General features: G+C 69.3%; 14 protein-coding genes. 2 read left to right on the forward strand and 12 right to left on the reverse strand.

Annotation, left to right across the window (positions count from 1 at the left end):
- Positions 1-2: 2 nt before the first annotated feature.
- The 5 genes from mfd to C5B99_RS10470 form a co-directional block, all read right to left on the reverse strand.
- Positions 3-3,617 carry a transcription-repair coupling factor gene (gene mfd / locus C5B99_RS10450; RefSeq protein ID WP_374953464.1) on the reverse strand — a complete coding sequence of 1,205 codons (3,615 nt, stop codon included), beginning with the start codon at positions 3,615-3,617 and terminating at the stop codon, positions 3-5.
- Between the two features lie 72 nt (positions 3,618-3,689).
- Complete coding sequence (gene dtd, locus C5B99_RS10455) at positions 3,690-4,127, reverse strand: D-aminoacyl-tRNA deacylase (RefSeq protein ID WP_104241657.1); 438 nt, start codon at positions 4,125-4,127, stop codon at positions 3,690-3,692.
- A complete protein-coding gene (gene pth / locus C5B99_RS10460; RefSeq protein WP_104241658.1) occupies positions 4,124-4,717 on the reverse strand; it encodes an aminoacyl-tRNA hydrolase in 594 nt (197 codons plus the stop codon). Before pth ends, dtd begins: the two co-directional genes overlap by 4 nt.
- A 131-nt stretch (positions 4,718-4,848) precedes the next feature.
- Entirely contained in the window at positions 4,849-5,448 is a 600-nt protein-coding gene (locus tag C5B99_RS10465) for a 50S ribosomal protein L25/general stress protein Ctc (protein WP_104241659.1), read from the reverse strand.
- 178 nt (positions 5,449-5,626) lie between these two features.
- Complete coding sequence (locus tag C5B99_RS10470) at positions 5,627-6,460, reverse strand: hypothetical protein (RefSeq protein WP_104241660.1); 834 nt, start codon at positions 6,458-6,460, stop codon at positions 5,627-5,629.
- A 212-nt stretch (positions 6,461-6,672) separates the two neighbouring features.
- Here C5B99_RS10470 and gndA point away from each other — a divergent pair, with 212 nt between their 5' ends.
- Entirely contained in the window at positions 6,673-8,145 is a 1,473-nt protein-coding gene (gndA, locus tag C5B99_RS10475; RefSeq protein WP_104241661.1) for an NADP-dependent phosphogluconate dehydrogenase, read from the forward strand.
- Positions 8,146-8,391: 246 nt separating this feature from the next.
- On the opposite strand, the gene C5B99_RS10480 is transcribed toward gndA, so the two are convergent.
- The 7 genes from C5B99_RS10480 to C5B99_RS10510 all read right to left on the reverse strand — a co-directional run bounded on the left by C5B99_RS10480 (position 8,392) and on the right by C5B99_RS10510 (position 16,753).
- Positions 8,392-9,246: a formate/nitrite transporter family protein gene (locus C5B99_RS10480; protein ID WP_104241662.1), complete on the reverse strand. Its 855-nt coding sequence runs from the start codon at positions 9,244-9,246 to the stop codon at positions 8,392-8,394.
- Positions 9,247-9,395: 149 nt separating this feature from the next.
- Positions 9,396-10,109 carry a sirohydrochlorin chelatase gene (locus C5B99_RS10485; protein WP_104242135.1) on the reverse strand — a complete coding sequence of 238 codons (714 nt, stop codon included), beginning with the start codon at positions 10,107-10,109 and terminating at the stop codon, positions 9,396-9,398.
- Between the two features lie 27 nt (positions 10,110-10,136).
- The gene (locus C5B99_RS10490) at positions 10,137-11,318 is read right to left on the reverse strand and encodes a uroporphyrinogen-III synthase (RefSeq protein WP_104241663.1); all 1,182 of its coding nucleotides are present in this window, start codon (positions 11,316-11,318) and stop codon (positions 10,137-10,139) included.
- Complete coding sequence (gene cobA, locus C5B99_RS10495) at positions 11,315-12,550, reverse strand: uroporphyrinogen-III C-methyltransferase (protein WP_104241664.1); 1,236 nt, start codon at positions 12,548-12,550, stop codon at positions 11,315-11,317. Before cobA ends, C5B99_RS10490 begins: the two co-directional genes overlap by 4 nt.
- Complete coding sequence (nirD, locus tag C5B99_RS10500) at positions 12,547-12,936, reverse strand: nitrite reductase small subunit NirD (RefSeq protein WP_104241665.1); 390 nt, start codon at positions 12,934-12,936, stop codon at positions 12,547-12,549. Before nirD ends, cobA begins: the two co-directional genes overlap by 4 nt.
- Positions 12,933-15,518 (reverse strand): nitrite reductase large subunit NirB, encoded by a 2,586-nt coding sequence (nirB, locus tag C5B99_RS10505; protein WP_104241666.1) that lies wholly within the window; start codon positions 15,516-15,518, stop codon positions 12,933-12,935. The genes nirD and nirB overlap by 4 nt, the downstream gene beginning before the upstream one ends.
- A 290-nt stretch (positions 15,519-15,808) precedes the next feature.
- Complete coding sequence (locus C5B99_RS10510) at positions 15,809-16,753, reverse strand: GlxA family transcriptional regulator (RefSeq protein WP_104241667.1); 945 nt, start codon at positions 16,751-16,753, stop codon at positions 15,809-15,811.
- A 140-nt stretch (positions 16,754-16,893) separates the two neighbouring features.
- Here C5B99_RS10510 and C5B99_RS10515 point away from each other — a divergent pair, with 140 nt between their 5' ends.
- Positions 16,894-17,541: an isochorismatase family protein gene (locus C5B99_RS10515; RefSeq protein WP_104241668.1), complete on the forward strand. Its 648-nt coding sequence runs from the start codon at positions 16,894-16,896 to the stop codon at positions 17,539-17,541.
- The last annotated feature ends 1 nt before the right edge of the window (position 17,542 follow it).

Below are 17,542 nucleotides of genomic sequence, written 5' to 3' on the forward strand. Positions count from 1 at the left end.
GGCTACTTGGCCTCCGTGTCACTGGGGACCTCGACGACCTCGTCCTCCACCTCGAAGATGGCCTTGAGGATGTTGCGCACCCAGATGAGCATCTCCTCGTCGCTCGGCGGGTTGCCGTCGCGCCCCTCGAGGATGGGGATCGCGAGCGAGCTCGTGGCATCGACGATCTTCGACCCCGGATACATGCGCCGCAGGCGCATCTGCTTGGAGTCGCTCAGCTCGGCGGGTCCGATGCGCAGCGTCTTGCCGAACACGACGAGCTCGCCGAGGCCAGCCTTGACGGCGAGGCGGCGCAGCTTCGAGACCTCGATGAGGCGCTGCACCTCGATGGGCGGCTCCCCGTAGCGGTCCTGCAGCTCCTCGAGGACGAGCCCGATCTGGCCCGGCTTCGCGTTGGGGCTGGAGGCACTCGACAGCTTCTGGTAGGCCTCGAGGCGCAGTCGCTCACTCGCGACGTAGTCCTCGGGCACGCGGGCATCCACGGGGATCTCGAGCCGCAGCTCCGTCTGCCCCTCGGCGACCTCGCCGCGGAAGGTGTTGACGGCCTCGCCGATCATGCGCAGGTACAGATCGAAGCCGACGCCGGCGATGTGGCCGGACTGCTCGCCGCCGAGCAGGTTTCCCGCGCCGCGGATCTCGAGGTCCTTGAGGGCCACCTGCATGCCGGAGCCGAGCTCGTTGTTGGCCGCGATCGTCTCGAGGCGGTCGGTCGCCGTCTCCGTGAGCGGGCGCGTTCCGTCGTACAGCAGGTAGGCGTAGGCGCGCTCGCGTCCACGACCCACACGTCCGCGCAGCTGGTGCAGCTGGCTGAGCCCGTAGCGCTCGGCGTCGTCGATGATGAGCGTGTTCGCGTTGGCGATGTCGAGGCCGGTCTCGACGATGGTGGTCGAGACGAGCACGTCGAACTTGCGTTCCCAGAAGTCGACGATGATCTGCTCGAGCCGCGCTTCGCTGAGCTTGCCGTGCGCGACCGCGACCCGCGCTTCCGGCACCAGCTCGGCGATCTCCGCCGCCACCCGGTTGATGGATGCGGTGCGGTTGTGCACGTAGAACACCTGCCCCTCGCGCAGCAGCTCGCGGCGGATCGCGGCGGCGACCTGCCGCTCGGACTTGGCGCCCACGAACGTGAGGATCGGGTGCCGGTCTTCCGGTGGGGTCGCGAGGGTCGACATCTCGCGGATCCCCGTCACCGCCATCTCGAGCGTCCGAGGGATGGGCGTCGCGCTCATCGCGAGGATGTCGACGTTGGCCTTGAGCTTCTTGAGCGCGTCCTTGTGCTCGACGCCGAACCGCTGCTCCTCGTCGATGACGATCAGGCCGACGTCCTTGTACGCGATGGTGTCGGTGAGGAGGCGATGCGTTCCGATGACGATGTCGACGGAGCCGTCGGCGAGGCCGCGGATCGTCTCCTCCGACTCCTTCTTCGACTGGAACCGGCTGAGGGGCTTGATGGTGACGGGGAAACCCGCCATCCGCTCCGAGAAGGTCTCGTGGTGCTGACGGACGAGCAGCGTCGTCGGCACGAGGATGACGACCTGCTTGCCGTCCTGCACCGCCTTGAACGCGGCACGCACGGCGACCTCGGTCTTGCCGAAGCCCACGTCGCCCGAGACGAGGCGGTCCATGGGGATGGGTCGCTCCATGTCGCGCTTGATCTCGTCGACGGTCTGCAGCTGGTCGGGCGTCTCCACGAACGGGAACGCCTCCTCGAGCTCGTGCTGCCAGGGCGTATCGGGCCCGAACGCGTACCCCTTCGAGGCCATGCGGGTGCTGTAGAGCTTCACGAGCTCCACGGCGATGTCGCGCACGGCCTTGCGGGCCTTGCCCTTCGCGGCCGACCAGTCGGAGCCGCCCATCTTCGAGAGGGCGGGCGCCTCGCCGCCGACGTACTTCGTGAGCTGGTCGAGCTGCTCGGTCGGGATGAACAGCTTGTCACCCGGCTGGCCGCGTTTGGACGGCGCGTACTCGATGAGGAGGTACTCGCGCACGGTCTTGGGGGCGTTCCTGCCGCCCGCCTGGACCTCTCGCTGGCGCAGCTCGATGAACTTGCCGATGCCGTGCGTCTCGTGCACGACGAAGTCACCGGCTTTGAGCTGCAGCGGGTCGACGACCGAGTTGGCGCGTCGTCTGGCGAGCTTCTTCGGCTGGCGCGAGTCGTATCCGACGGCGCGTCCGAAGAAGTCGGTCTCGGTGACGAGCGCGAGCTTCTGACCTGGCACCTGGACGCCCGTGGAGACGGGTGACTGGGTGAGGTAGGCGACGCCAGTCTCGAGCTCGTCGGGCAGCTCGTCGACGAGCCTCGCAGCATCGCCATGCTCGGAGAGCAGCTGGCTGGCACGCTCCACGAGGCCGGGCCCCTGGCTCGTGACGACGACGCGCCAGCCCTCCTTGAGGAGCGCCGAGACGTGCTCGATCGCGCCGTCGGCGTTGCCGGCGAAGCTGGGCACCGCGTCGCCCTCGATCTTCACGGCGAGGATCTCGCTCGCGTCGAGCTGCTCCTCCGGGATCTCCAGCGACTGGAACGGCGAGAGCGACCACCACGGCCGGGCGCCGCGAGCGTCGCGGAGGCCGGAGACGCTGAGGAAGTCGCCGGAGCTGAGGTCGATGGGGGCATCCGCACCGGCGGTCGCGGCACTCCAGGCGGCCTCGAGGAACTCGTGGTTCGTCTCGGAGAGGTGCACGGCGCGCGTCGCGACTCGTTCGGGTGAGAGCACCGCCATGGCGGCGTCCTCCGGCAGGTAGCTCGTGATCGGGACGAGCTCGCTCACGAGCGCAGGGGCGAGCGATTCCATGCCCTCGGAGGGGATGCCCTCGGCGATCTTCGCAAGCATCTGCTGCAGGTTCGGGAACTCGTGCTGCATCTCGCGTGCGCGCTGGCGCACGCTCTCGGTGAGCAGCAGCTCGCGCGCCGGGGTGATGAGCGCCTCGGTGACCTCGGACTCGAGCGAGCGCTGATCCGCGACCGAGAACACGCGGATCTCGTCGACCTCATCGCCGAAGAAGTCGATGCGGAGGGCGTGCGACGCATCCGGTGGGAACACGTCGAGGATCCCGCCGCGGACGGCGAACTCGCCTCGTCGCGTGACCATGTCGACCCGCGAGTAGGCGAGGTCGACGAGCTGCAGGGCGAGGCTCGAGAGGTCGTTGCCACGAGAGCCGCGCTCGAGGCGGATGGTCGTGGCCGCGTCGAGGCCGGGCAGGAGTGGCTGGAGGGCGGCGCGCACGGAGGCGAGCAGCACGAACGGCGCGGTGCGCTCCCCCGCCTTCCAGTCGGTGAGCTCGCGCATGGCACGAAGTCGGCGGCCGGTGGTCTCGACGGAGGGGCTCAGCCGCTCATGCGGGAGCGTCTCCCACGCCGGGAACTCCGCGATGTGCGCATCCGGCACGAACGACTGCAGGTCGGCGCCGAACTGCTCGGTCTCACGGCTCGTCGCGGTGAGCACGAACAGCATCGGGGCGGCGCCGAGCTCGGTCTGGCGTGCGGCGAGGAGGTTCGCGATGAGCGGGGCCCTTGCCCCATCGACGAGCGAGAAGTCGGTGTCGCGACCGGCGCGCCCCATGGCGCGCTCGAAGGAAGGGGTGGACTGGATGGAGCGTACGAAGCCGTGCAGAGTCACTCGGGGAATTGTACGCGCCGAGGGGAAGATACTTCCTACAGTCCCCAGGCTCTCTTCTGCGCTGAGAGCGAGCTACGCGAGTTCTGCCGATTCGAGCAGCACGGTGAACGGTCCGTCGTTGACGCTCGCGACCTTCATCATGGCGCCGAACTCACCGGTCTCCACGCGCACTCCACCGGCGCGGAGGTCCGAGACGAAGGCCTCGACCAGCGGCTCGGAATGCTCGCGACCACTCGCGAGCGACCAGGACGGGCGCCGCCCCTTGCGCGCATCCCCGTACAGCGTGAACTGGCTGACGACGAGCAGCGGCGAGCCCGTATCGACGACGGACTTCTCGTCGTTCAGGATGCGCAGCCCGAGCAGCTTGCGGGCGAGCTTGGCTGCATCCGCCGGGGTATCCGCGTGGGTCACGCCGACGAGGATGAGGAGCCCGGCCTCGTCGATGCGGCCGACCGTGCGATCGCCGACCGTGACGCTCGCCTCGGTGACGCGCTGGACGACGAGCTTCACGCGCCAGCTGCCGTGTGCACTCGAAGTTGCGCGGCTTGCATGCCCTCGAGCGCGATGAGCTCGACCGCGTCTGCCGCGTCGCCGACGAGGACGGGGAGCACTTCCCGCTCGCTGCCCGCGAAGTCCTTCAGCACGAAGTCCGCGGCGTCCTGACGTCCGGGCGGGCGCCCGATGCCGACGCGCACACGCAGGTACCCGGGATCGCCCAGCGCCGCGCTGATGTCGCGCAGGCCGTTGTGACCGCCGTGGCCGCCGCCGACCTTGAGCTTCAACGTGTCGAAGGGCAGATCGAGCTCGTCGTGCACGACGACGACGTGGTCGACATCGACCCCGTAGTAGTCGACGAGCTGCGAGACGGGGCCACCCGAGGTGTTCATGTAGCCGTTCGACTTCGCCAGCACGAGCTTCGGGCCGCCGGGAGCCGTGCGCCCCTCCGCCACACGAGCGTTCGCCTTGGTGTGCCGCGAGAAGCTGGCCCCGATGCGCTTCGCGAGCTCATCCACGACGAACTGCCCGACGTTGTGACGGTTCTTCGCGTACTTCTCGCCGGGATTGCCGAGTCCGACGACGAGCCAGGTGTCTGCTGCCATGCTGCAAAGCCTTTCATGGGACGGGACGCGGCGGGCGGCGGCTCGTCCACGGATGATGGGACGCGAAAGGCGGGCAGCCGAAGCCACCCGCCTTCCGACGATACGTCGAGTCAACGACGCCAGACGAGGAACTACTCGGCCGCGGCTGCTTCTTCCTCGGCGTCCTCGTCCTCGTCCTCGCCACGAGGCGTCTGGATCGAGACGAGAGCGACCTCTTCGGCGTCCTCAGCGAGGTCGACGAGAACGGTGCCCTCGGGGAGCTTGAGGTCTTCGCGGTGGATGAGCGTGCCATCCTCGAGGCCCTCGACCGAGACCTCGATGAAGCTCGGGATAGCCGTCGCGTCTGCGGCGACGAGGATCGTCGTCGCGTCCTGGACGGCGATCGTGCCCGGGAAGGGCTCGCCGATGAGGTGCAGCGGCACGTCGACCTCGACGCGCTCGCCCTTGCGGATGACCGCGAGGTCGAGGTGCTCGATGATCTGGCGCACCGGGTCGCGCTGGACGTCGCGGACGAGCGCGAGCTGCGTGTCACCCTCGATGTCGAGCTCGATGAGCGCGTTCGCCTTGCGGATGAGCAGCATCGTCTCGTGACCCGGGAGGGTCAGGTGGCGGGGCTCGGTGCCGTGGCCGTAGAGGACCGCGGGGATCTTGCCGGCAGCACGGATCTTGCGCGCTGCACCCTTGCCGAACGATTCGCGCAGTTCGACACTGAGCTTGTTGGTCTCTGCCATGTTGTCTCCTTGATGGTGGTTCTCGACAGACTGAGGAAGCGTGTGGAGGCCCATTCAAGGACACATCACCGCGTCGATCACGGGCCTTACGGCCCCTCGCCGAAGTTCAGCCCCCCACTTTACGCCATGACGGGCGCCGCGTGGGGCCGTTCCTCGAAACCGTCAGAACGAGCTGCCGCTAGAAGCCGACGGCCTTGCGCCAGCCGTGGCGCCTGGCGCTGCTGACAGCAGCTCCTGCGCCCAGCATCGCGAACCCGAAGACGACAAGTTCGGCGGCGAGCAGCGAGACCGCCATGCCGGATGCCGGACCCGCGAACAGCTGGAACGTCGAGAGCTCCTCCTGCCAGAGGGGAGCCGCGACGAGCGCGGCCGTGATCTGCGCGTGCAGCAGGAAGCAGCCGAGCCCCGCGAGCACCGAAAGTGCCCCGGAGACGACCGAGCCCGTGCCGGACAGGCGCATCGTGAGGGCCATGAGGAAGAAGCCGACGGCCGCGAGCATCGTGACGAGCATCGTCCACACTGGCGAGACACCCACGCCGTCGCCGAGGAAGCTGCCCGCCGATGACGAGACGCCCGAGACGATGATCAGCACGGGGATGGCGCTGAACGCGACCACGCAGATCACGTAGAGCGGGACGGCGAGGAAGACCGAGCCAATGCGCGCCCACACGTTCGGGCTCGCCGACTCGCGGGCGCGGCCGCTTCGCGCCTCGCTGCCACGCGCATCCGCGAGACCGGACTGCTGACCGGCTCGCGGCGACCGAGCCGCTGCTGCCGGACGACCAGGTGCCGCGGGCGCGGACGCGGGAGCCGGCGGCGGAGCCTGCTGCGGGATGACGCGAGTCGACTCGTCGCTTCCCTCGTACAGGCTGGATGACGACGCCCGAGAGGTGGACGGCGTCGCGCGAGTCCGCGGCATCGCCGTCGTGGGCTGCTCATCGGTGATGGCGTCGCCGTCATCGTCTGGGCGCCCGAAATCATAGGCTCTCGTGCGGGCGTCATGGTCAGCCACTGGAGTGTCTCCTGTCTTGGTGCTCGCGGTCACGCATGCAGCCAGCTATCGTCCTGGCTGTGTGCCGAATCCGGCGCCGTTTCGTCATGTTCTGAAATGGTTGCCTCGCTCGTGCCACAAGTCAGGGTACGACTGCCCGTCGTGCAATACCGTGGAGTGTCCCGTGCATCGCCCTGACGGGAGCTCGCATCCACTTTGAAAGAGACGCATCTATGACCACTGACGCTGCCCCCTCGATCTCCTCGGAAACCGGCTCGTCCCCAAGCGCGAACATCGGCGTCGTCGGCATGGCCGTCATGGGCTCCAACCTCGCACGCAACCTCGCGAGCCGCGAGGGCAACACCGTCGCCGTGTACAACCGCTCGCCCGAGCGCACCCGCACGCTCGTCGCGGAGCACCCCGAGGCCGGGTTCGTGCCCTCCGAGTCGGTCGCCGACTTCGCGGCTTCCCTCCAGAAGCCCCGCACGGCGATCATCATGGTGCAGGCGGGCGCCGGCACCGACGCGGTCATCAACCAGCTCGTCGAGGCGTTCGAGCCTGGCGACATCATCGTGGATGGCGGCAACGCCCTCTTCACCGACACCCGCCGCCGCGAGGCAGCCGTGCGCTCCACGGGCATCCACTTCGTGGGCTGCGGCATCTCCGGCGGCGAAGAGGGCGCCCTCAACGGCCCCTCCCTCATGCCGGGCGGCACCGTCGAGTCGTACGAGACCCTCGGCCCGATCCTGCGCACCATCGCCGCGGTCGCCGAGGGCGAGCCCTGCGTCACCCACGTCGGCACCGACGGCGCCGGCCACTTCGTGAAGATGATCCACAACGGCATCGAGTACGCCGACATGCAGCTCATCGCAGAGGCCTACGACCTCATCCGCCGCGGCACCGGAAAGTCCCCCGCCGAGATCGCCGAGATCTTCGCCGAGTGGAACAAGGGCGAGCTCGAGTCGTACCTCATCGAGATCACCGCAGAGGTGCTCCGCCAGGTCGACGCCGACACGCAGCTCCCGCTCGTGGACGTCATCCTCGACGCCGCCGGGGCCAAGGGCACCGGCGCCTGGACGGTGCAGACCGCGCTCGACCTCGGCGTGCCCGTCTCCGGCATCGCCGAAGCCGTGTTCGCCCGCTCCGTGTCCTCCAAGCTCGAGCAGCGCGCCGCATCCCGCACCCTCCCCGGCCCCGACGGCTTCCAGGTCGAAGACGCCGACGGCTTCGTCGAAGACGTGCGCCTCGCGCTCTACGCGTCGAAGATCATCGCCTACTCGCAGGGATTCGACGCCATCATCGCCGGCGCCGAGCAGTACGGCTGGGACATCAAGAAGGGCGACATCGCCGCGATCTGGCGTGCAGGCTGCATCATCCGCGCCCGCTTCCTGAACCGCATCACCGAGGCCTACGCCGAGAACCCCGAGCTCGTCGCCCTCGTCACCGCACCGTTCTTCCGCGAGGCCGTCGACACAGCGCAGGCCGCATGGCGCCGCGTCGTCGTCCAGGCAGCGCAGGCCGGCATCCCCGCCCCCGCGTTCTCCTCGTCGCTGTCCTACTACGACGGACTGCGCGCCGAGCGCCTCCCCGCCGCCCTCATCCAGGGGCAGCGCGACTTCTTCGGCGCCCACACCTACAAGCGCGTCGACCGCGACGGCGTCTTCCACACCGACTGGTCCGGCGACCGCACCGAGCACAACGCGTAGCGAGCTCGGCGAACCGCAGAAGCAACGCGCGAGGCCCCGGTCTTCAGGCAACCGCCTGAGGGCCGGGGCCTTTCGCGTGCGCGGAGAGGCGCGGAGCTCCCCCGCTGGGCGGTGGCGGTGGCGGTGGGCTGAGAACAGCGCAGAAACCCGAGAAGAGTCAGCCAGAAGCAGGCTCCCGAACAAAGGAGGATGCATCTGGCTGACTCTTCCACCCGGGTGGGCGGGTCAGTCGGGTGAGCGGGCAGCTCAGACCGCGGCAGGGGCCTTCGCCTCGGTCGCAGCGAGCTTGGCGGCCACCGCTCGAGGCGTACCGGTGCGGCCGTAGGTGAAGTACAGCGGCAGGCCGACGAAGAGCAGTCCGCCGACGAGGTTGCCCACGACCGTGGGGATCTCGTTCCAGATGAGGTAGTCCAGGAGCGTGAAGTCGGCACCGAGGAGCAGGCCAGACGGGAACAGGAACATGTTCACGATGGAATGCTCGAAGCCCATGAAGAAGAACAGCATGATGGGCATCCACATGGCGATGACCTTGCCGGAGACACTCTTGGAGATCATGGCGAGTGCAACTCCGGTCGCGACCATGGCGTTGCAGAGCACCGCACGGACGAACAGCGTGAGCATCCCGGAGGCACCGTGCTCGGCGTAGCCGACGGTTCGGCCTTCGCCGATGTGGCCGATGGCCTCGCCCACCGCGTTCGGGGGTGTCGCGAAGCCGTTCGTGACGACGATGGCCATGAGCACGGCGATCGTGAAGGCGCCGATGAAGTTGCCGACGAACACGAGGCCCCAGTTGCGGAGCACGCCCCGGAGCGTGACACCGGGCCGCTTGTCGAGCCAGGCGAGCGGGCCGAGCACGAAGACTCCCGTGAGGAGGTCGTAGCCGAGCAGGTACAGCATGATGAAGCCGACGGGAAAGAGCAGGGCGCCGAGGAGCGGGACGCCGGTCGTCACGCTGACGGTGACGGCGAAGGCCGCGGCGATGGTGAGGAAGGCGCCGCCCATCGTGGAGCGGATGATGGTGTCGCGGGTCGAGAGGAAGATCTTGCTCTCGCCGGCATCGATCATGGTGGTGACGAGGTCGTTCGGCTTGACGTAGGACACAGGTTCCCTTTCGCTCTGGCGGTGCTCTGTGGCCGTGTTCGGCCCGGTGTCCACACGCTATTCGCGTGCAGTTTCGGCTCCGTGGCTCGTGCGGTGCGTTCTGGTTTCCATTCCCTCTCGCCTCCGTCCGCGCGCTGTGAGAAGGGCCGTCAGACGAGCGCCGCCGTGGTGACGACGGCGTCGAACCGCTCGAGGATGATCTCCGCGATGCGGTCGTCCACGCCGAGGGGCGCCGCCACGATGTCGGCTCCCGCCTCCGACACCCGGTCGTGGAAGAAGCCAGGGGTGAGGAGGTAGCTGGCGATGCTGACGCTCGCGCCGGGTCGCTGGCGCCTGGCGATATCGACGGCGGCGAGCACGCGCGGGTCGAGGGCCGCGCCGTAGCCGAGGAGCGCATCCGCACCGCCGATGCCGTTGAACTGCTCGCGCAGCTCGTGGAAGCGGGGCACGGCGGCGGCGGCCGTGGAGCCCGCGACGGCAATGACGACTCCGTCTTCGGCACTGCCGCCAGCTTCGAGGAGACGCTCCCAGAGCAGCTGCGAGAGGCGCGCGTCGGGCCCGAGCGGGGCGGCCACGGAGGTGCCGGGGCGTGCGGCGACGGCTTCGGCGATGTCGACCTGCGTGTGGAATCCGACCGTGAGCAGCACGGGCACGACTACGACGTCGGCGTCCTCCGGGAGCCCCGCGAGCACCTCGACGAGGCTCGGCTGCTGGACGTCGACGAACGCTTCGACGACCTGCACGTCGGGCCGCAGCTGCTGGGCGCGCCGCAGCAGCTCACGGATGACGGCCTGCCCGTCGGTGTTGTCCGTCCCGTGGGATGCACCCACGAGGATCGTGGGACGCGGGGGCTGCTCGTTCATCTCCGTGCTCACTCTCTTGGCCTGGGATCAGCTCGTGCGGATGCGCAGTCGGTAGCCGCGCTTCACGACGGTCTGCACGATCGCTCGGTCGCCGAAGGATTCGCGGAGGCGGGCGACAGCGACGTCAGCCGCATGGGTGGTCGTCGGGCTGCCCGGCAGCCTGGCGAGGATCTGCTCCCTCGTGACGACACCGCCCGGGTTGCCGGCGAGGAGGCGCAGGACGCGCAGGGCACCCGGCGAGAGCTCGATGACGTCGTCGCCGATGACGGCGCAGCTGGAGCGGAGGAAGAGGCGTCCCGCTTCGGTCTCGATGCCTTCGGCAGCGCGCTGCGCGTAGTGCTCGATGAGCTCGCGGATGAGCGCGCCGAGCCGTCCGCGCTTCGGGACGACGGGTTCGATGCCGACCGAGCGGAGCGGGGCGGCAGTGATGGGGCCGACGGCGACGGTCACGAGCGACCCATCGCGGCAGCGCTGACGGATCCGGTCGAGCGCGCCGCCGCTCTTCTCGGCGTCGTCCGCGTCCGCGTCGCTGGAGAACGACTCGAGCCAGGCGGAGACGCCCGGCGCCGACGTGAACACGATCGCGTCGACCTCGCCGTCCGCCGCTTTGAAGGCCCACCGCGAGAGCAGCGCCGGGTCGGCGGGTGGCCCCCACCGGTACACGATGAGGCTCTCGACGTCGGCCCCCGCGGCGAGGAACTCCTCGTCGAGTCCGTCGGCTCCCGAGCCGTGGTGCTGCAGGGCGATGCGCGCGCCCTCGACGCCTTCTGCGAGCAGGAACTGGGCGAGCTCGGCGGAGGTCTCCGACTCGGCCACCCAGTCGGCGTTGAGCCCGGCCGCTTGGATCGCCCCGCGTGCCTTCGGCCCCCTCGCGACGATGCGCGCGTTTGAGAGCACCGCGACGAGGTCCTCCGCGAGCCCGTGCGCATCCGCTGCGTCGATCCACCCTCGGAAGCCGACGCCGGTGGTGGCGACGACGATGTCCGGAGGGTTCGCGATGACGCGCTTCGTCGCGTCGAGCAGGTCGGCGTCGTCTTCGACGGCGGTCATGGTGAGCGAGGGCGAGTGGCGGATGATCGCGCCGCGTCGTTCGAGGGCGGTCGCGAGCTCACCGGAGCGGCGATCGCTTGTCACGACGACGACGACGCCTGCCAGGTGCTGTTCCTGGGGAGGGCGGGTGCGTGCACCGCTCGCTGGTGGGAGGCTCATGCTGACAGTGCGTCCTGTTCTTGGAGCGAACGAGCGGCCTGCAGGAGGCCGAACTGGGCGACTTCGCCGATGATGATGATGGCGGGGTTGGCGACGCCGACGCTGCGCGCTGTGGCGTCGATCGTGCGGAGGCTGCCGCGCGTGACGCGCTGGCGGGGCGTGTGTCCGTTCTCGACGATGGCGACGGGCATGTCGTCTCGGACTCCGGCGTCGACGAGCTCGTCGCAGATGCGGCCGAGGGCGGAGACTCCCATGAGCACCACGAGGGTGCATGTGTCGCCCTTCACCGATCTGAGGAGTTCGGCTCCGAGTCGCTGGTGGCCGGTCACGACCTGGAATGAGTTGGCGACGCCGCGGTGCGTGACCGGGATGCCCGCGGCGGCCGGGACGGAGATGGCGCTGCTGATGCCGGGGACGACCTCGACGTCGATGCCCGCTTCGTTGCAGGCGAGCACCTCCTCGCCACCCCGCCCGTAGACGAAGGGGTCTCCGCCTTTGAGGCGCACGACGACGAGCCCCTGCTCGGCCTTCTCGACGAGGATGCGGTTGATCTCGTCCTGCGGCACGGGGTGGTGCTTGGGCTGCTTGCCCACGTCGATGATCTCGACGTCGGCGGGCAGCTCGGCGAGCACCGAGCGCGGCCCGAGGCGGTCGGTGACGACGACGTCGGCCTCCGCGAGGGCGCGGCGGCCGCGGAGCGTCAAGAGGTCGGCGTCGCCGGGTCCCCCGCCGACGAGCACGACCCGCCCTGTGCCTGCACGGTGGCGGCGCAGGTCGATGTCCCCGGCGCGCAGGTTCTCGGCGAGCTGGTCGCAGATGAGGCGGCTGCGGCGCGGGTCGGCGCCCTGCTTCGAGACGACACCGATCTCGACGGCCCCGGCGTCGGAGGTGGCGGGAGTCTTGGCGCTCCCGGCGGATGCGTCGCTCGCGTTCACGCACCAGACGCGTCGCTCGTTGGCCCATTCGGCGACGAGCAGGTCTGTGGTCTGGTCGCCGGTGGCGGTGTGGACGAACCAGGCACCGTCGAGGTGGTCTGCGCGGACGGGCTCGGCGAGCCAGGTGACGAGTCCGTCGGCGACGAGCCCGCCGATCGTGCCGCCGAGTTCGGGGGCGACGATCGTGACAGATGCGCCGGCCGTGACGAACTTCTGGGCGCGTCTCGCGGAGACGGTACCCGCGCCGACGATGACGACGTCGCGGCCGGTGAAGTCGAGTGCCATGAGCGTGCTCATCGTGTGCCTCCGAGGTCGACGAGCACGGTGCCGTGCTGGATGCGCACGGGGTAGGTGAGGAGGGTGCGCTCCTCTTTGCCGACGCTGTCGAGGCATTCGCCCGTGGCGAGGTCGAAGACCTGCTTGAACATGGGCGAGGCGACGGTGAGCCGTCCGCCGCGAGTGCCGACGAGGCCACGGCTCATGACCTGCGAGCCGGAGTACGGGTCGGATTGCTGCACGGCGAACACCGACTCGTCGCCGAGGCGGAAGAGCGCGATCTGCGTTCCGTCGAGGATGGCGGCGACCCCACGTTCCGGGTGGAGGGCGCTCAGCGGGCAGACGGCGACCCACTGCGTCTGCGCGGCCGCGGCGTCGACCGTCTGCGTGTCGATGGCGATGCTCATCGTCGGACCTCCAAGGTCGTTCCTGCGATGACCGTGCCGGCGCTGCGGTCGGTGTCGTTTGCCGGGCGGAGCTGCCCTCGCTCTGGCACGTAGCCGAGCGAGGGGTCCGGCGTGGTGGGGGCGTTGACGAAGGAGACGAACCGCTCCATGACCTCGGGGTCGTTGAGCGCCTCCTGCCATTCGTCCTTGTAGTTGTCGACGTGGTTCGCGACCATGGCGTCGAGGTCCGCCGCGATGCCGAGGCTGTCCTCGAGGACGACGGCGCGGAGGGTGTCGATGCCGCCGTCGAGGTCCTCGATCCAGCGGGCCGTGCGCTGCATCCGGTCCGCGGTGCGGATGTAGTAGCCGATGAAGCGGTCGATGGCGGTGATGAGCTGCTCGTCGTCGAGGTCCTCGACGAGCAGCTCCGCGTGGCGTGGCGTGAAGCCACCGTTGCCGCCGACGTACAGGTTCCAGCCCTTCTCCGTGGCGATGACACCCACGTCCTTCGCGCGCGCCTCGGCGCATTCGCGCGCGCATCCCGAGACGCCGAACTTCAGCTTGTGCGGCGAGCGGAGGCCGCGGAAGCGCAGTTCGAGGAAGATGGCCATGGCCACCGAGTCCTGCACGCCGTACCGGCACCAGGTGGAGCCGACGCACGACTTCACGTTGCGCAGCGCCTTGCCGTACGCCTGCCCTGACTCGAACCCGGCGTCGACGAGCTTCTTCCAGATCTCGGGCAGCTGCTCGATTCGTGCGCCGAAGAGGTCGATGCGCTGGCCGCCGGTGATCTTCGTGTAGAGGCCGTACTCCTTGGCGACGGCGCCGATCGCGATGAGCCCGTCCGGGGTGACCTCGCCGCCGGGGATGCGTGGGACGACCGAGTAGGTGCCGTCCTTCTGCATGTTCGCCATGACGTGGTCGTTGGTGTCCTGCAGGGCTGCCTGCTCGCCCTTGAGGATGTGCCCGTTGCCGAGGGACGCGAGGATCGAGGCGACGACCGGGCGGCAGATGTCGCAGCCTCGGCCCCCGTTGCCGTGCCGCTCGATGATGCCCGTGAAGGTGTGGAGGCCAGTGACGCGGACGGCATCGAAGAGCCCGGCGCGGGACATCGCGAAGTGCTCGCAGAGAGCGTTGCTTACCTCGACGCCGGTCTTCGCGAGCTCCGTGGAGAAGATCTTCTTCACGAGCGGCACGCAGGAGCCGCACGCGGTGCCCGCGTTGGTGCAGGCCTTGACGCCCGCGAGGTCGGTGCAGGCGTGGTCGGTGACGGCGCCGCGCACCGCGCCGACCGAGACGTTGTTGCAGGAGCAGACGGTGGCGTCGTCGGGCAGGTCGCCGCCGACCTCCGGCATGCCGTCGGCCGGCAGCAGGTACGCGGCCGGGTCGGTGCCGAGCTCGCGCCCGACCATCGGGCGCAGGGAGGTGTAGGCGGAGGCGTCGCCGACGAGCATGCCGCCGAGCAGCACCTTCCCGTCGTCGGACATGACGAGCTTCTTGTAGACGCCGCCAACCGGGTCGGCGTAGGTGACCTCGAGCGCGCCGGGCGACTCGGCGAAGGCGTCGCCGAAGCTCGCCACGTCGACGCCCGTCAGCTTGAGCTTCGTCGAGAGGTCGACTCCGGGGAAGGTCGCCGCTCCCCCGGTGAGGCGGTTCGCGACGACCTCGGCCATGGAGTATCCGGGGGCGACGAGCCCGAAGCACTCGCCGTCGATGGAGGCGACCTCGCCGATCGCGAAGATGTTGGCGACGGATGCTCGGCAGGCGTCGTCGACCTCGATGCCACCGCGAACGCCGAGCGCGAGCCCGGCGTCACGCGCGAGCTCGTCACGGGGCCGGATGCCGACGGCGAAGACGACGAGGTCGGCGAGCTCGGGTTCGCCGTTCGGGAAGTCGAGTCCCGCCGCGCGGCCCTCGGTGTCGAGGACGACAGCGCTGGCTCGTGAACCGGTGCGCACATCCACGCCGAGATGCTCGATGAGGAGACGGAGGGCTTCGCCGCCACCCGCGTCGAGCTGGGCGGACATGAGGTGGCCGGACGATTGGACGACGGTGCACTCGGCGCCGAGGGCGACCATGGCTCCTGCGGCCTCGAGGCCGAGGAGTCCCCCACCGACGACCGCGCCGCGGACGGTGCGGCCGAGTCGCTGTGACAACTCCGCAACCTCCGCCTTCAGCGCGACCACGTCGTGGACCGTGCGGTACACGTGCACGCCTGGCGCATCCACTCCCGCGATCGGGGGCTTCGCGGCGGCGGACCCGGTGGCGATGACGAGCTCGTCGTAGTGCTCGGTCGCGCCGAGGGAGGTGACGAGGGTGCGGGTCTCCGGTTGGATGCTCGTCACGGTCTCGGAGGTGCGGAGCGTCACGTTGGGGTGCGACCACATGAGCGGCCTGCCCAGCTCGAGGGCGGCTGGGGCGACGCCCGAGAAGGTGCTCGTGAGCTGCACCCGGTCGTAGGGTCGCCACGGCTCGTCGCCGATGACGGTGATCGCCCAGACCCCATCGGAGTCCTGCGATCGCAGCGACTCGATGAATCGGTGCGCGACCATGCCAGCGCCGATCACCACGACGTGGCGAGAGCGGGGCGCGGGGGCTGGCATGTCGTGAGCGTAGGTCTGCGATGTTTCGTCACCGTGCGGCAATTGTTTCGGGGTCATCACAGCTCGTCTCGGTGTGCTCGAGTGGGTGCGCGCATCGTGGCTCCTCCGTTGATGAACGGCGACGGGTGGTCGCTGACATGTCAGAGCGTAGAAACCGCATGTTTCACGAGGTGCGTGCTGCTGTTTCCCCGAGGCAACTTCCTTGGCACGTGCGCTCGCGGAGGGTGTGAGGAGTGAGAAACGGGAAACCGCGCTGGCGGTGCTGCTGGCATCGGCGGCGCTGTTGGGCTTCAGCGCGCGTCGAAGCGGCGCCGGTAGCTCGACGGGGTGCTGCCGAACGCGGTCGCGAAGTTCTGGCGGAACGTGACCGGGCTCCCGAAGCCGCAGAGGGCGGCGATCTGGTCGATGGCGCGGTCGCTCGTCTCGAGCAGGCGGCGGGCTTCGTCGAGGCGACGCGACCTCACCCAAGCTGCGGGGGTCGCCCCCGTCGATTCTCGAAAGGCGCGCACGAACGACCGCTGGCTCAGGTGGGCGACGGTGGCGAGGCGGTCGACGCTGAGGTCATCCGCAAGGTGCTCGAGCACAAACGCGCACGTCGCAGCGATCGCTCCCCCTGAGGCCTCTGGCGGGACCGGGCGTTCGATGTACTGGGCTTGGTCGCCCTCGCGGTGGGGTGCCACGACCAGGTGACGGGCGACTCGGTTCGCGACCTCGGACCCCAGTCTGGTTCGCACGATATGAAGGCAGGCGTCGATGCCGGATGCGGTCCCCGCAGAGGTCATGACGTCGCCGTGGTCGAGGTACAGGGCGGCCGGTTGGACGTCGATGTCGGGGTGGCGCCCTGCGAGCTCTGCCGTGCTCGTCCAGTGGGTGACGGCACTGCGGCCGGCGAGGAGGCCCGCGTCGGCGAGGGCGTTCGCGCCGAGGCAGAGGCCGACGATGGGGATGCCGAGGTCGTGCTGGTCCCGCAGCATCCGGGTGAGGCCCGCTGCCGGGGGAACTCCGTCCTCGATCCAGGACGGGATGACGACGATGTCGGCGTCTGCGGCACTGCTGAGTCCTCGGATGCCGCCGATCGTGTACCCCTCGGCGGTTCGGATGGACCCTGGCTCGTCGGAGAAGAGGAACGTCTCCCAGGGCGCGGCGCCGCTGCGCGCGACCTCGTCGAAGACGAGGTGGGGCACCGAGAGGTGGAAGACCGTCGCGCCATTGAACGCGTACACGGCAATTCTCATGTCCCTGCCTCCTTTGGCGTGATTCCATTGTAGAGAGGTTTTTCTGCCAATAGCCTCCCTCGCAGCGAAGGCAGATGATGGATGCGGGCGACGCGCCGCCGCTCCAACCCACACCCCGCACCCCAAGAGGAGCACAGATCATGACCTCCCCTCGCAGAGCACTTGTCCTCGTCGATGTCCAGCTGCAGTACTTCTCGGGGCCCCTCGAGATCCACCACCCGCCCCACGTTGATTCGCTTCCTCGCATCACGGCGACGATCGACGCCGCGGAGGCGGCGGGCATTCCGATCGCCGTCGTCCAGCACTCGTCTGGAGATCAGGCTCCCGTGTTCAACCCGACGATGCCGGAGTTCGCGCTGCACCCCGATGTCGAGGCACGACGGCGGCCCGCGTGGAAGGCGATCACGAAGCGCTTCAGCTCGGTCTTCGCCGAGACAGAGCTACTCGCCTGGCTGCGGGCGGCCGACGTCGACACGGTGACGTTCGTCGGCTACATGACCAACAACTGCATCATCGCGTCTGCTGTGGCTGCTGAGGAACTCGGCATCGATGTTGAGGTGCTCTCCGACGCGACCGGCGCGATCAACCTCGCGAACAGCGCCGGTTTCGCGTCGGCGAAGACCGTGCACTCCACCCTGATGGCGCTCCTGCAGTCCAATCTCGCGGCGGTCGCGGCGAGCGGGGACTGGGCGGCGGCCGTCGAGGCGGGCCAGCCACTCCCGAAGGACAACCTGCCGACCTCGGCCGTGGCCGGTGTCGCGCGCTCGGCCCGTCAGGCTGGACAATAGT

The sequence above is a fragment of the Pseudoclavibacter sp. Z016 genome (genome assembly GCF_002931215.1).
In the GTDB taxonomy this organism is placed as follows: domain Bacteria; phylum Actinomycetota; class Actinomycetes; order Actinomycetales; family Microbacteriaceae; genus Pseudoclavibacter.